Source organism: Aquabacterium sp., from assembly GCF_041915145.1.
GTDB lineage: Bacteria > Pseudomonadota > Gammaproteobacteria > Burkholderiales > Burkholderiaceae_C > Aquabacterium.
Genome location: NZ_JAYSBZ010000073.1, coordinates 1 through 14,164, shown reverse-complemented (window position 1 = coordinate 14,164; position 14,164 = coordinate 1). Strand labels below are relative to the sequence as shown.

General features: G+C 68.9%; 11 protein-coding genes and 1 pseudogene. 5 read left to right on the top strand and 7 right to left on the bottom strand.

The annotated features are described in order from the left end of the window. Positions 1 to 423, bottom strand: a pseudogene (locus tag ACE3SS_RS12595) (MFS transporter); the annotation flags it as partial. Then, a complete protein-coding gene (locus tag ACE3SS_RS12590; RefSeq protein ID WP_374594438.1) occupies positions 423 to 1,271 on the bottom strand; it encodes a M14 family zinc carboxypeptidase in 849 nt (282 codons plus the stop codon). The gene ACE3SS_RS12590 and the pseudogene ACE3SS_RS12595, both read right to left, overlap by 1 nt. Positions 1,272 to 1,373: 102 nt before the next feature. Between ACE3SS_RS12590 and ACE3SS_RS12585 the strand changes: the two genes are divergently transcribed. After that, on the top strand, positions 1,374 to 1,895 hold the full coding sequence (locus ACE3SS_RS12585) for a flavin reductase family protein (RefSeq protein WP_374594437.1): 522 nt from the start codon (positions 1,374 to 1,376) through the stop codon (positions 1,893 to 1,895). A gap of 19 nt (positions 1,896 to 1,914) precedes the next feature. On the opposite strand, the gene ACE3SS_RS12580 is transcribed toward ACE3SS_RS12585, so the two are convergent. The 3 genes from ACE3SS_RS12580 to ACE3SS_RS12570 all read right to left on the bottom strand — a co-directional run bounded on the left by ACE3SS_RS12580 (position 1,915) and on the right by ACE3SS_RS12570 (position 6,278). Continuing rightward, entirely contained in the window at positions 1,915 to 3,606 is a 1,692-nt protein-coding gene (locus tag ACE3SS_RS12580) for a hybrid sensor histidine kinase/response regulator (protein WP_374594435.1), read from the bottom strand. Between the two features lie 193 nt (positions 3,607 to 3,799). Beyond that, the gene (locus tag ACE3SS_RS12575) at positions 3,800 to 4,546 is read right to left on the bottom strand and encodes a hypothetical protein (RefSeq protein ID WP_374594433.1); all 747 of its coding nucleotides are present in this window, start codon (positions 4,544 to 4,546) and stop codon (positions 3,800 to 3,802) included. A gap of 16 nt (positions 4,547 to 4,562) precedes the next feature. Continuing rightward, positions 4,563 to 6,278: a glycoside hydrolase family 5 protein gene (locus tag ACE3SS_RS12570; RefSeq protein ID WP_374594431.1), complete on the bottom strand. Its 1,716-nt coding sequence runs from the start codon at positions 6,276 to 6,278 to the stop codon at positions 4,563 to 4,565. A gap of 366 nt (positions 6,279 to 6,644) precedes the next feature. Between ACE3SS_RS12570 and ACE3SS_RS12565 the strand changes: the two genes are divergently transcribed. The 3 genes from ACE3SS_RS12565 to ACE3SS_RS12555 all read left to right on the top strand — a co-directional run bounded on the left by ACE3SS_RS12565 (position 6,645) and on the right by ACE3SS_RS12555 (position 8,523). Next, entirely contained in the window at positions 6,645 to 7,214 is a 570-nt protein-coding gene (locus tag ACE3SS_RS12565) for a cytochrome b (protein WP_374594429.1), read from the top strand. Between the two features lie 32 nt (positions 7,215 to 7,246). Beyond that, complete coding sequence (locus ACE3SS_RS12560; RefSeq protein ID WP_374594427.1) at positions 7,247 to 7,876, top strand: YceI family protein; 630 nt, start codon at positions 7,247 to 7,249, stop codon at positions 7,874 to 7,876. 74 nt (positions 7,877 to 7,950) lie between these two features. Then, a complete protein-coding gene (locus ACE3SS_RS12555; protein ID WP_374594425.1) occupies positions 7,951 to 8,523 on the top strand; it encodes a YceI family protein in 573 nt (190 codons plus the stop codon). 34 nt (positions 8,524 to 8,557) lie between these two features. Here ACE3SS_RS12555 and ACE3SS_RS12550 read toward each other — a convergent pair whose 3' ends face one another. Then, positions 8,558 to 10,372, bottom strand: coding sequence for an ATP-binding protein (locus tag ACE3SS_RS12550; RefSeq protein ID WP_374594423.1), 1,815 nt, complete (start codon positions 10,370 to 10,372; stop codon positions 8,558 to 8,560). 8 nt (positions 10,373 to 10,380) lie between these two features. Beyond that, positions 10,381 to 12,207, bottom strand: coding sequence for an ATP-binding protein (locus ACE3SS_RS12545; protein WP_374594421.1), 1,827 nt, complete (start codon positions 12,205 to 12,207; stop codon positions 10,381 to 10,383). A gap of 295 nt (positions 12,208 to 12,502) precedes the next feature. Between ACE3SS_RS12545 and ACE3SS_RS12540 the strand changes: the two genes are divergently transcribed. Then, the coding region (locus ACE3SS_RS12540; RefSeq protein WP_374594419.1) for a type VI secretion system Vgr family protein at positions 12,503 to 14,164 on the top strand (1,662 nt) is incomplete at its 3' end.

Sequence of the window (14,164 nt, the reverse complement as noted above, 5' to 3'; positions counted from 1 at the left end):
CGAACCCAGGCCGCGCTCGGCGCTGCTGAGCAGGTCGGTGCGATAGGCGTCGATCACCACGTCTTGCGAGGCCGACAAGAAGGCCACGGCCACGGCCAGCAGGGCGAAGACGCGCGTGGCGCCGGTGGGCGAGGTGCCGGCCATCACATACAGCAGGGCGGCCAGCAGCAATTGCGTCAGGACCATCCAGCCGCGCCGGCGCCCGAGGCCGGGCAGCTCGAAGCGGTCCATCAACGGCGCCCACAGAAACTTGAAGGTGTAGGGCAGGCCGACCAGGCTCAGAAAGCCGATGGTGGCCACGTCGACGTGCTCGGCGCTCATCCAGGCCTGCATGGCCTGGCCGGTAAGAGCCAAGGGCAGGCCGGACGCGAAGCCCAGCAGCAGCACGGCGGCGAGCCGCCAGGTCGTGAGCAGGCCTTGCATCAGCTGGCTCCCAGGCGGTCGCCGATCCAGCGCAGCAGGTCGAGCCACATCTGGCGCATCTCGGCGTCGGTGGGCGTCTGGCGCGCGTTGTTGAGCTCGATGGTCACCACCGGCACGTGCTTGTGCACGCCGCCCCAGTTGCCCAGGCTGCCCGGGAAGATGCCGACCTGATCGAGGTAGAGCCGGCCCAGGCGCTGCGGCGGCACGATCGGGCCGTCGAAGTCGAGCACGCCGTAGGGCGCGTGCACCGAGACGATGAGGTCGGGCTTCCAGCGCTCCATCTCATCGAGCAGCCAGCGCGATTCGGGCTCCGACAGCGGCTTGGGGCCGGGCCAGCGGCGCGGGTCCTTGCCGGTGCGCTGGTTCCAGTAGACGGGCGCTTCCTTGTCCCAATTGGGCGTGGGGAAGTTGCGGTTGAGGTCGACACCATTGGCGTTGGTGCGGGTGGGCGGCTCGCGCAGGGTGCCGTCGGGGTTGACCATGGGCACGAAGCGCCAGTGCACGTCGCTCGGGGTCAGCACGGCGTGCTGGATCCAGTGGAACACCAGCGCGCTGGACGAGCGCTCGTCGCCGTGGATGCCGCCGATCACCAGCACCTTGCGCACCGCGTGCGGCGCCACCACGTCGCGCTGCCACAGCGGCTGGCCCCGCACGCTGCGCGCGCCGCTGTCCACCAGCATGGCTCGGGCGCAGACGGGCGCGGGCAGGTTGGGCAGACGTTGGGTCGCCGCCGCGCAGAACGTGGCGGCCGTGCCCGTTGCCCGCGCGCCGCCGCCCCACGCCACGCTCGCCAAGATCAGCCACGCCACGAATACCCGGGCCCTGCCCACTGCTTCACACCTGTTCATGGGTGTGGATGATGCCTCGTCCGACGACGCCGCCCCAAATGCGACGAAGCCAGCGACAATGCGCTTTCGCATTTGCGCCACCCGCCACCCGCGTCCAGCCCCGTGTCACCCAACCCCGCCGCCCGCCCCGTCGCCACCCCGCCCGACTTCACATCGCAAGAATTTCGTGCCGCGCTGGGGCAGTTCGCCACCGGGGTCACCATCGTGACCACGCGTGACGCGCAAGGCCACGCCGTGGGGCTCACGGCCAACTCGTTCAACTCGGTGTCGCTGGAGCCGCCGCTGGTGCTGTGGAGCCTGTCGCGGCGCTCGAACTCGCTGCCGGCCTTCACGGCGGGCACGCATTTCTGCATCAACGTGTTGACCGCCGAGCAGCGCCCGCTGGCCGAGCGCTTCGCCAGCAAGGCGCTCGACCGCTTCGACGGCGTGCCGTGGTTCGACGGCGCCAGTGGCACCCCCGTGATCGCCGACGCCGCCGCGGTGTTCGAGTGCTTCCACCACAGCCACCACGATGCGGGTGACCACGTGATCTTCATCGGCCAGGTCGAACGCTGCAGCCGCCGCCTGGGCGCCCAGCCGCTGCTGTTCGTGGGCGGCCGGCTCGTCGCCGATCTGCGCCTCTGAGCCGCCCCACCGCCCGGGCTCATCGCCCGGCGGCGGCCTCCGCCTTCGCGGCGAAATCGTCCAGGCTGTTCAGCAGCGCCGACACGTCGAGCGGCTTGGTCAGGTAGATGTCGAAGCCATACTGCCGCGCCGCCCGGATGTGATCGGGCATGGCGTCGGCCGACAGCGCCAGGCGCGGAATGCCCGCCGTGGCCGCGTCGCGGTCGAGCGTCACCACCACGTCGATGCCGGACATGTCGCCCAGATGCATGTCGAGCAGCAGCACGTCGGGCCGCTGCGCGCGCACCAGCTCGACGGCCTGTGCCCCGCTGTGCGCCACCAGCAGCCGGTAGGCGGGCCGCATTCGCATCACCTGCCGCACCAGCTCCACGTTGACCTCGTTGTCCTCGGCGTACAGCACCGTGAAGGCGTGGCCCTCGTTGCGCGGAGCCGCCGGCGCGCCGTCCGCCGACTCGGCCACCAGCAGCAGCGGCGGCTCGGCATCGGCTGCCTGGTCGAGCACCGCGCCCGTCGGCAAGGCCGTGGCCGGCAGGCGCAGCGTGAAGCTCGAACCCCGGCCCACCTCGCTGTGCAAGCGCAACGAGCCTCCCATCAGCGCCATCAGCTTGCGCACGATCACCAGCCCGATGCCCGAGCCCTCGACGCCGCCGCGCCCGGCACCCTGTCGATTGAACGGCTCGAACAGGCGCGCCTGCTGCTCGGCGCTCAGGCCGGGGCCGCTGTCCGTCACGGAGACGGCCATCCAGCCTGACTCGGGCGCCACGCTGACCTTCACGCTGCCGCCGGCCAGGTTGTACTTGATGGCATTGCTCAGCAGATTCATCAGGGCCTGACGCAAGCGCACGCGGTCGGCCCGCACGCCGTAGTCGGCCTGCGCGCTGCCCGGCGCCGGCGGCGTGTACTGCGGCCGGATGCCCTTGGCGCGCGCCTGCGGCTGCACCTGCTCGATGGCGTCCTCGATCACCTCGCTCAGCCGCAAGGGCTCGATCGACAAGGCCAGGCCGCCCGCCTCGATGCGCGAGAGATCGAGCACGTCGGTGATGATCGTCATCAGGTGCGACCCGGCCTGCTCGATGTGCTCCAGCCGATCGCGCTGGGTCGTGCTCAGCGGCTGGTGCACGTCGGCCCGCAGCAACTGCGCAAAACCCAGCATGGCATTGAGCGGCGTGCGCAGCTCATGGCTCATGCGCGACAAGAACTCGCTCTTGGCCCGGCTCGTCCGCTCCGCCACCTGCTCGGGCACCGCCTGCGTCAGATCGACCCCGGACACCGCCGCCAGCGAGTCCAGCGTCTGGCGCCAGTCGTCCACCTGCGCCAAGGCGTACCCGCCGTCGCGATCGGCCAGCCCCAGCAGCGCGCGCGAACCCGCCACGTCGGCCAGCGACACGCCCAGCCAGCTCCGCCAGGTGTCGGCCTGATCCTGCGCAGCGGCCAGCTCGCCGCCCGCCAACAAGGCGCGCCAGGACGGCGGCACGTCGTTGCACACCGTCGGCAAGCCGCTGGACAACACCGAGCCGAACACGCGCCGCACTTCGTCGCCCGACCAGTCGAGCACGCCAGCCACGCCCTCGGCGTTGCACCACAACACGTTGAAATGCCCGGCGCCACCCGGGCGCGGCACGCACCACACGCCCCAGGCGCTGGCGGTGCGCGCCACCGCATGTCGCAGCAAGGCGCGACACACCGCCGAAGCCAGCACCGAACAAGCCATGGTGCCCCCGTCGGCGCAAGCTGGCGCCAGCGGCGACAAGGCCGTCGCCACCCTCGCAGCGTCACGCGGCGCCACGCTGCTTGCAGACGAATTCGAGAAAGACAAGACCTGACCCTGTTAACCGCCCGACGGGGCGTGGTACCGAATGTGGCACAACGACGCGAATTGGCAAAGGGGATAGCCTGAGTACCTATCAAGCTGCGATCGGAATCAGCGACAGCGACTCAAACATCAGACCCAGCGTGCCGTCCATCTGCACTTGCCCCCCGCTGGCATAAGCCGCGTTGTTGCCACTACCGGCCGCGGCGGCCGTGGCGGTCACATTGGTCAATCGCAATGTTGCTGTGCCGAGGCCGAGCTCATCCAGTACCAACGTTCCGCCGGTGATCTGGTAGGCCGCGCAGTTGTTGCCGTCGTCCGCCTGCGGGTCAGTCACGATGAGCTCGCCGCTAAACAATTTCTGGCCTCCGGTCGGGTTTGCAGAATCGGCAGCCCAAGTGAACGTGTCGCCTAGCAACAGCGTGGTGCTGCTGGCGTCGTGCGGAATTGACAGATGCAGGCGCAAGGCCCGCACGATATTGCCGTTGCAAGTTTGCGCGTCGGTCAGCGTCTGCACAAAACAGAGCGTCAACTCCTGATCCGGGGACTCCACTCCGATCACGATCTGGTTCGTGCAACCCATGAATCTTTCGCCCACGGCGGACACCAGCATCAGCGGGATATCGGCGTGCGCAAAGGCCGTGGTGTTCGAGAACGTCACGGCGTAATCGCCGTGGCCCGCAGTCGCGTTGGTCACCGACGTGGCGATGCATGAGCCGACTGCCGCTGCAGTCGTCGCAGTCGGCTGGCCGCCCGCACTGGCCCCGCCGCCGCAACCGGTCAGCCACAGCGTGGAGAGCGCCGAGCCAGCCAGCAGGAAGTCGCGTCTGGAAATGGTCATGTCGATCCCCTGCGGTTCAAGACTTCGAAACCGTGCGGCGGGTGGCCGCCAGGGTCAAGAGCGACGACATCGCTGGTGACGGACGCCATCCGATGAAGACGCCGCTGGGCAAGGTGTCTACCGTGGCGGCATCGGCCACGTAGCCGTCCTCGGCCCAATAGCCCCACGAGAAGCCCTGCGTGAGGCACATCTGCAAGACGTCCTTGATGTAGGCGCAGCGCGCGGCGTCGATGTCTGCAGCGCTGGCCGCCGGCTTGAGCGTCAGGGTTGCGACCTGGGTCGAACCACCGCCCAGCGTGCCGGTGGGCGGGTTGCTGTACTGGAAGGCCGCCGCGCCCGACGGAGTCTTCCAGATGGGGTTGCCGTCTTCGATACGCACGGCCACGAAGGTGCTGTAGTCGTAGGCCGCATTCGTGGCGTTCTCGATCTTGGCCAGGGCGTAATCGTTGTAGGGCCCCCCGTTCTGCCCCTGCGGGTAGAAGTTGATGCTGGGGTTGCTCTGCAGCGTGACCTTCGCTGCGCCGTCGATCACCTCGATCTTGGTGATGACGCGCGAATGAGCGGCTGTGCTGCTGACCTGCTCGGAGCCCAGCAGGGCCGGGTTCACGGCCGAGAACTCGCCGACGAAGATGGGCACGCTGGGGTTGTTCGTGTGAAAGTCCAGCGCCGGTTGTACCCGCGCCAGCAAGTCGGTGTAGCCGTTGAAGCTCAGGTAGCCGTCCTTCTGGGTCGCGCCGCTGGACACTGCGCCGTCATGCCAGCGGGTGTGCATCACCGCCCCGGCGGTCCGCTTGTTGAGCGGATAGAGCAACCCCAGGGCGGCATACAGGCCGTCTTCGACGCCCTGGTGGGTGTAGTCGCGCGGGCCGTAGAAATGGAAGGAGTAGACGATGCGGGCGTCGGCCGCCGCCTTGAAGGCGTAACTGCCGCTGCCGCTGCTGTAGGTGTAGTCGTACAGCGGGCCCCGGGCACCCGTGCTGGTCGCGTCGAAATACTTCAGGCCATGGGGGGCGGCGTAGTAGATGCCGTCCACGACGATGGGCGTCGTGGCGTCGAGTTGGCGGATCGCCTTGATGCACTTGTCGGCGAGCGCCCACCAGTTGTTGTCCTCCTGCGCCTGCATCTGGGTGAAGGTGAGCGAAGGATCGGGGTTGGGCTCGTTGAGGAGCTCGTAGCCGATGACGGGCGAGGGGCCGGCCGCATCGGTCTGCCCTTGCGAGCTCCAGACGTTCGGCCAGTTGGTCGGGCCCCAGCGCGTCACGGTTTTGGTCCAGAAATCCTGCAGCAGCTGCCGGTATGAGGCGGCATTGGAGCCGACCCACAGCTCGCCCGTCGAACCGTCGTCCTGGTCGCGCTGCAGAAAGTCGTGGCAGTCGAGGATGACGCCCAGGCCGAGCTGCGCGCATTTGACGAGGATGGCGTCGATGTTGGCGGCTATCTCGCTGATGGGTTGCCCGCTCGTCACCAGCGTCGTGCTCGAATCGTCCCAGCCCTGCTGGGCGATCTGCAGCATGTCGAACCAGCCCGCGGTGTTGCTGCCTGCGCTCAACACCAGGCGGATGGCGTTGTAGCTTTTGTTGACAGCCAGAGGCGTCAGGATGAAGTTCTGCTGCGCGCTGGAATCAGAGGCATCCGCGCTCCACGTCACGTTGGCTGCCGTGATGCGGCCGCGTTGCCACAACGACCAGCCATCCAGTCCGGCGACGCCGGGCAATACAGGTACAACAGGCATGTCAGAAGATCCGATGAGGGAAATGAAACCGGGCGCGATGATCCGGCCGAGCAAAACCGGGCTTGTGACAAAACATTTTTTCAAATGCCGCGCTCGGTCGTAACGATGCCGGCAAGGCGGCGGGGCGCCAACTAGGGGCAGTCCTCGAACGGCCCCCGCAACCGAGGGGGCGCCGAGAGCGGTTTGTGAACAGGCTGACAAGCCCGCATCTTCCCGGATGAGGTTGGCGCGCCCTCGATCGAACATTCAAATGGCTTGAAGCCTCGCGTGAAGCGACCTGAATCCGCCACCACCCCGGGCTCGCTAAGCTGACCAGCATGGATGCAGCGCCTGCCCGGCAACGCTACCCCACCCAGGAGACTTGTCATGCCCCACGCCACCACCCCGCTTGCCCCGCACGAACGCTACGGCCGCGTCGCCATCTGGCTGCACTGGCTGCTGGCGCTGGCCATCGTGGGGGCGTTCTGCGTGGGGCTCTACATGGCCGATCTGCCGATTTCGCCGACGCGGCTGAAGCTCTACAACTGGCACAAGTGGGCGGGGGTGACGATCCTGGCGCTGTCCGCGCTGCGGCTGTTGTGGCGTTTGACGCATCGCCCGCCGGCCCTGCCGAGCCGTCTGGCCGACGCCATGCCGGCGTGGCAGCGCACGGCCTACCACGGCACGCACCACCTGATGTACCTGTTTTTCTTTCTGGTGCCGCTGACGGGCTGGGCCTACAGCTCGGCGGCGGGCTTTCCGATCGTGTGGTTCGGCGTGCTGCCGCTGCCGGACTTCGTGTCGCCCGACAAGGCGCTGGCCAAGCTGATCAAGCCCTGGCACGAGATTGCCGCCTTCGGGCTGGCCGCGCTGGTGGCGCTGCACGTTGCCGCTGCGCTCAAGCATCAGCTGATCGACCGCGACGGCCTGCTCGACCGCATGCGGCCGGCGCGCTGAACCTCCACCCGTTCGTTGCAAGGAGTCACACCATGTTGCAAGCCTCGCCCGCCCGCCGCGTCTGGCGCCCCTCGCCGAGGGCCGCGGCAGCCACCGTCGCGCTGCTGACCCTGTTGGCCACCGGCACGGCGCGTGCCGAAGGCCCCGCCAAGGCGGTCAGCGCGATCAAGCTGGTGCCGGCGCAAAGCGAGATCGCCTTCACCAGCAAGCAGATGGGCGTGCCGGTGGACGGCCGCTTTCGGCAGTTCAGCGCGCAGATCGACTTCAACCCCAGGCAGCCGCAAACCGGCCACGTGAACTTGACGGTGGAGCTGGGCAGCGCCAGCCTGGGCGCGGCCGAAACCGAGGCCGAGCTGGCCAAGGCGGCGTGGTTCGACACGGCGAAGTTCCCGAAGGCCACGTTCGTGTCGACCGCGCTGCGCGGCGTGGGCGGCAACAAGTTTGAAGCGGCCGGCAAGCTGACCATCAAGGGCACCGCGCGAGACGTGGTGGTGCCAGTGACGCTGACGCAAGGCGCGGGCAACGCCACCGCCACCGGCAGCTTCACGCTCAAGCGCACGGCCTTCAAGATCGGCGACGGCGAATGGGCCGACCCCTCGATGGTGGCCGACGACGTGCTCGTGAAATTCAAGCTCACCCTGACCGGGATGGCGCCGCTGTAAACCGACGCGCCCGGCCTTCGTTCAACCCTGCCGGCTCGACGGCAAACGTTTCACCGCAACCGACTGGAGTCCCCATGAATTCGATCCCCGCTCTCGCCCTCGCCGCCGTGTCCGCCCTGGCCGCCTCCGTGGCCCAGGCCGAGACCGCCACCTACGCGATCGACCCGACGCACACCTTCGTGACCTTCGAGGTGCGTCACTTCGGCACCTCGACCAACCGCGGCCGCTTCGACAAGAAGGAGGGCTCGGTGACGCTCGACCGCGCCGCCAAGACCGGCCGCGTCGAGGTGACGATCGACACCAACTCGATCAACACCGGCACCGAGCCGTTCAACGCGCACTTGAAGAAGGAGTTCTTCGAGTCGGCCACCTACCCGACGGCCAAGTTCGTGGGCGACCAGTTCAGCTTCGACGGCGACAAGGTGACGGCCGTGACGGGCGCCCTGACGCTGCACGGCCAGACCAAGCCGGTGACGCTGAAGGCGCTGAACTACAACTGCTACCAGAGCCCGATGCTCAAGCGCGAGGTGTGCGGCGGCGATTTCGACACCACCATCACGCGCAGCGACTTCGGCATCAACGCGATGCTGCCCTTCATTCCGGACAGCGTGCACCTGGTGATCCAGATCGAGGCCGTCAAGCAATAACGCTCAATAGCGCTCGCCGGAGGCGCGGCCCGGCTCAGGCGACGTTGCGCGCGGGCGCCGCGTCGCCGGGTGCCGGGCGGGAGCCGGGCAGATAGCGGCGCAGCACCTGTTCGAGGTCTTCGTCCTTGAAGGGCTTGGACAGGTGGTCGTCCATGCCGGCCGACAGGCAGCGCTCGCGGTCGCCCTCGAGCGCGTTGGCGGTCAGGGCCACGACCGGCACGCGCACGCGATGCAGGTGGCCTTCGATCTCGCGAATCTGGCGCGTGGCCTCGAAGCCGTCGAGCAGCGGCATCTGGCAGTCCATCAGCACGATGTCGGGCTCGTGGTGCCGCATGAAGGCCACGGCCTGCTCGCCGTTCTCGACGGTATCGACCTTCAAGCCCAGGCGCTCCAGCGTGGCCTGCGCCACCATCGCGTTGACCTCGTTGTCCTCGGCCAGCAGCACGTGGCCTTGCAGCGTGTCGTCGCGCGACACCGGCACCACCGACGCGCTGGCCGGCGCGGCCACCGGCGGCAGCGGAACGCGGAAGACGAAGCGCGATCCCACGCCGACCTGGCTGGTGCAGACGATGTCGCCGCCCATGGCGCGGCCCAATTCGCGAGAGATGGTCAAGCCCAGCCCGGTGCCGCCGAAGCGGCGATCGAACGAGGCTTCGGCCTGCGTGAAGGCCTCGAAGATGCGCGGCAGATCGGCCGGCGAAATGCCGATGCCGGTGTCTTCGATCTCGATGCTCACGTGGCCGCCCACCTGGTCGCGCGACACGCGCAGCGCGACCTGTCCGACCTCGGTGAACTTGATGGCATTGCCCAGCAGGTTGTGCAGCACCTGACGCACCCGCGCCGCGTCGCCCATCACGTAGCAGGGCGTCGGCAGATCGAACTGCGTGACCAGGTCCAACCCCTTGCTGCGGATGTTGACACCCGACAGGGTGGCCACGTCGTCGATGAGCTCGCGCAGGTCGAACACCTGCGACTGGATCACCATGCGGCCGGCCTCGATGCGCGAGAGGTCGAGCACGTCGTTGATGACGTTGAGCAGGTGCTCGCCGGAGCGCTCGACGAGGTCGAATTGCTTGAGCACGTCGCGCTCGGTCTGGCGCTGGCGCAACAGCCGGGTCAGGCCCAGGATGCCGTGCAGCGGCGTGCGCATCTCGTGGCTCATGTTGGCCAGGAACTGGCTCTTGTAGGCACTGTGCAGCTGCGCCTGGCGCAGGGCGTCGGACAGCTGCTGGGCAATGCGGTCGGTGGTGCAGCGCAGGCTGACGAGCTCGATGATGCGCAGCTCGGCACGATGGCCTTCAAGCAGCATCACGATCATGAAGATCGAGCCCGCCGCGCCGCAATAGGTGCCGAACAGGTCGCCGCGCTGGAACAACCCCACCAGGATGGGCAGCATCAGCGGGACGTTGTAGGCCACGTTGCACAGCATGTCGGACTGCAAGACCAGCGTGGTCACGGCGCTGGCGCCCACCAGGGTGAGCGCCACGATGGCCGCCTCGGTGAGGCTGTCGCTGAACATCATCCAGTAGCTGCCCAGACCCCACACCAGCGCGTCGAGCACCAGCACGACCAGCAGGGTGACGCGCCACATGGGCGCCTCGCGGTGAGGGCTGCGACGGTAAGCCTGCAGCTGGATCAAGCGCAGCACGACGGTCACGACCTTGGCGGCAAACCAGACCCAGACGCGCGAGGCGTTGTCCTGGTTGTAGATGACCAGGGCCACCACCATCGACACGATCAGGCTGACCGTGCAGATCGAGGCGGTGTGCTCGAACAGCATCCGGTTGCGCTCGGCGCGCACGGCGGGGCCGAGCTGCGGATCGTCGTCGGTGAGGGCGGTGGCGCGCATCGGCGATCTCATGCGGCAGGGCCCTGGGCGAACGCCAGATAAGGCGTCAGCAGGGCCACGAGTTGGTGGTCGCGAAAAGGCTTCGAGAGGTGTCCGTCCATGCCCGCGGCGAGGCAGCGGTCACGGTCGCCCTCGAGGGCGCTGGCCGTGAGCGCGATGATCGGCACGCGTCGACCGCGCGCCCGTGCTTGCTCGACGCGAATCTGGCGCGTCGCCTCGAACCCATCCATCACCGGCATCTGACAATCCATCAACACCACATCGGGTGACCCGTGTTTCACTGCCTCCACCGCGGCCCGGCCGTCGGTCACGACCTGCACTTCGAGGCCCAGACGCTGCAAGATGGCCTCGGCCAGCAACGCATTGACCGGATTGTCCTCAGCCAGCAGCACGCGCCCTTGCAGGGCGGGAGAGGCGGTAGTGTGCCCTTGTGGCGGGGCTTCGGCTATCGGGGCGAGCGCGGAGGACGGCGCGTCCTGCACGGGCGGCAGCGGCACCGACAAGGTGAAGGTGGACCCCCGCCCCGGCGCGCTGGTGCAAGTGAGGTCGCCGCCCATGGCCCGGCTGATCTCGCGCGAGATGGTCAGGCCCAGGCCGGTGCCGGTGTAGCGCCGCCCCAGCCGGTTGTCCACCTGGTGAAAGGCCTCGAACACGCGCGGCAGATCGGCCGAGGCGATGCCGATGCCGGAGTCCTCGACGGCCATCACCACCTGTCCGCTGGCGGCATCGCGCCGCACGCGCAGCGCCACGTGCCCCTGCTCGGTGAACTTGATGGCGTTGCCCAGCAGGTTGTGCAGAACCTGGCGCACCCGTGCCGCGTCGCCCAACACGCGGTGCGCGCCCGGCTCGACCTGCACGCGCAACTCGATGCCCTTGTCGGCCGCCGGCACGCGCCACAGCTCGGCCAGCTCCTGGATCAGTCCGGCCAGATCGAAGGGTTGCGACTCGACGCGGACATGGCCGGCGTCGATCTTCGAGAAATCGAGCACATCGTTGATGACGTTGAGCAGGTGCTCGCCCGAGCGCTCGGCGAGTTCGAGATGGTGCTTCAGGGCGGGGTCGCTTTCGTGGGCGTGCACGAGCCGCGTCAGCCCCAGCATGCCGTGCAGCGGCGTGCGCAACTCGTGGCTCATGGTGGCCAGAAACTGGCTCTTGACGGCGCTGTGGCGCTCGGCCTGCACCAGCGCCTGGGCGCGCTCCTGCGCCACGCGGTCGGTGGTGAAGCGCAGCCAAAGCAGCTCGACGAGGGCCTGCTCGGAGCGCCGCCCCTCCATCAGCAAGATGGCGGCGAAGCACAGCACGCCCGCGCCGCCGAACACGCTGTACAGATCCGGCCGACGCAGCGCGGTCAGCGCGGTGGGCACCAGCATCGGCAGCACGAACAGCGCGTTGGCCTTCATGTCGGCTTGCAGCACGAAAGTGGCCATCGCCGCCCCGCCCAGCATGCACGAGGTCACCAGCGACGCGGCATCGGGCTGCTGATAGGGCAGCAACCAGCTGCCCGCCATGCCCCACGCGGCGCCGTCCACCAGCAGCAGCGCCAGAAAGGATCGATACCAGATCGGATCGTGCCGGTCGGCCGCGCGCGCGTAGAGCCGCACTTGAATCAGGCGCGGCACGGCGGCGGCCACCTTGAGCACCACCCAGGTCCACACCTTGGCCGCGCCCAGGTCGTCTTGCAAGACGATACCCATGCCGACGGCAAAGAGGGTGGCGAGCCAGATCGGCAGCGGCGAATGCGCGAACAACAGGCGCACCTGCTCGGCGCGAATCTGGCGCGCGAGCTGCGGATCAGCATCGGAATGGTCGTGCGCGAAAGCGCCCAGCAAGGTCATGCAACGGCCTTTTTGTTTGACTCTTCGACCCCAAACCGCCGCACTTGAGTCGGGCCCGCCTCGGCGCGTCGAACGGCCGAACGGCGGCGTGACGGTCTTCACGCTAGCGCGGGCCCCGGCCTCCGCGCCGCCCAAGTTGTGAACGAATGCAACAGCCGCGCGTGGCGCATCTTCAGGGGCGCACGGCCTACCGCCACCGCCGCCATCCCCCGAGCGGGCGGGGCCCCGGCGCGCCAACAAACGGCGGCGCGACGCCACAATACGCGCCACTAACAAACGAACTCAGGGACCGATCATGAACCGCCTGTCCAGCCTCGCGGCTGACGTGCAGGACGAGCTCGCCGCATTGCTCGGCGGGCTGTCGCAAGCCACGCGGCTGCTGCGTCTGCATCTCGCACCCGGCACCCTCGCGGCGGGGCTGTCGCTCACCGCCGAGCGCCTGCACGCCATCGAGGCCCTCTGCCCCGACGACGCACCCGACGCGCCCAGCGGCTTTCGTCTCACCCTCACCGCCGTCAGCCCGCAAGACGACCTCGACCTCGCCGCCCTGCTCGGCCAGCCCGCCCGCGTCGACCTGCTGCTGGCCGACCACGCCTTGCGCCCCTTCCACGGCCGCGTCACCGCCGCCACGCGCCTGGGCAGCGACGCCGGCCCGCGAGGCGGCGGCCTCACGCGCTACCAACTCGTCATCGAACCCTGGCTGGCCTTGCTGGCCCAGCGCCACGACGCGTTCGTCTTCCAAGACCAGACCGTCCCGCAGATTCTCGAATCCGTTTTCGGCGACTACACCGACTCGCTCGGTGCCGCGTGGCGTTTCGACCTGGCCGACGCGGCCGCCTACCCGCGCCGCAGCCTGTGCGTGCAACACGAGCAGTCCGACCTCGACTTCGTGCTGCGCCTGCTGCGCGAAGAAGGCCTGTTCGCGTGGTTCGAGCACACCCGCACCGACGACACCACCCTGGGCCGCCACACCCTGGTGATCGCCGACCACAACGGCGCGTTCAGCGCGAGCCCGCAGCCCGTGGTGCGCTACACCCAGGCCGGCCCCACGCTGGCGGCCGACGCCCTGCAACGCTTCACCCGCCGCGCCGCCCTCGCCCCCAGCCGCGTCGCCCTGGCCAGCTACGACTACCGCACCCTCGGCCAGCGCCCCGCCTCGGCCGAGTCCACCCCGCCCGCCGGCTTGCAAGCCGACCTCGCCTGGCGCGACCAGCCCGGCCTCTACGGCTGGGAAGACGCTGCCCAAGCCCAACGCCTGGCCCGGCGCCAGCTCGACGCGCTGCAATCGCGCGCCGCGCGCAGCCAAGCGGCCGGCACCGTGCGCGCCTTCGCGCCGGGCAGCTGGTTCACGCTCGCCGACCACAGCAGCAACGCGCTGGAGGCGCTGGCCACCGCCGCATCCACCGCATCGGGCGCGCCCGACACCCGCTACGCCATCCTGCGCGTCGAGCACCGCGCCCGCAACAACCTCGGCGCCGACGCTATCGCCGGCAACCTGAGCGACCAGGCGGGCAACGCCAGCGCCGAGCCGCTCTACGTCAACCAGGCCACCGTGCAACCGCTGGCCGTGCCCGTGCGCGCCGCGCAGGCCGACGCGGCGGGGCCGTCAGCGTCGCTGGGCGTGCAGACCGCCCTCGTCGTCGGCCTGGGCGAGCCGCTGCACACCGACCGCGACCACCGCATCAAGGTGCAGTTCCACTGGCAACGCGGCGCGGGCAGCAGCTCGCGGCTCGACCACCCGAGCCAGGCCAACGCACCGGCTGATGCCTCGGCCGGCACCTGGGTGCGCGTGGCCGTGCCCCTGGCCGGGCCCAACTGGGGCGCCAACTTCACGCCGCGCGTGGGGCAAGAAGTGCTGATCGACTTTATAGAAGGCGACATCGAACGCCCCATCGTCATCGGCAGCGTCTACAACGGCGCCGGCGCGGGCAACGCGCAGGGCAACGACGTCGCCTCG

Bases quoted from the DNA above. Each gene is read 5' to 3' on its own strand.
- ACE3SS_RS12590 (WP_374594438.1), bottom strand. From the start codon at position 1,271: ATGAACAGGTGTGAAGCAGTGGGCAGGGCCCGGGTATTCGTGGCGTGG.
- ACE3SS_RS12580 (WP_374594435.1), bottom strand. From the start codon at position 3,606: ATGGCTTGTTCGGTGCTGGCTTCGGCGGTGTGTCGCGCCTTGCTGCGA.
- ACE3SS_RS12575 (WP_374594433.1), bottom strand. From the start codon at position 4,546: ATGACCATTTCCAGACGCGACTTCCTGCTGGCTGGCTCGGCGCTCTCC.
- ACE3SS_RS12570 (WP_374594431.1), bottom strand. From the start codon at position 6,278: ATGCCTGTTGTACCTGTATTGCCCGGCGTCGCCGGACTGGATGGCTGG.
- ACE3SS_RS12565 (WP_374594429.1), top strand. From the start codon at position 6,645: ATGCCCCACGCCACCACCCCGCTTGCCCCGCACGAACGCTACGGCCGC.
- ACE3SS_RS12560 (WP_374594427.1), top strand. From the start codon at position 7,247: ATGTTGCAAGCCTCGCCCGCCCGCCGCGTCTGGCGCCCCTCGCCGAGG.
- ACE3SS_RS12555 (WP_374594425.1), top strand. From the start codon at position 7,951: ATGAATTCGATCCCCGCTCTCGCCCTCGCCGCCGTGTCCGCCCTGGCC.
- ACE3SS_RS12550 (WP_374594423.1), bottom strand. From the start codon at position 10,372: ATGCGCGCCACCGCCCTCACCGACGACGATCCGCAGCTCGGCCCCGCC.
- ACE3SS_RS12545 (WP_374594421.1), bottom strand. From the start codon at position 12,207: ATGACCTTGCTGGGCGCTTTCGCGCACGACCATTCCGATGCTGATCCG.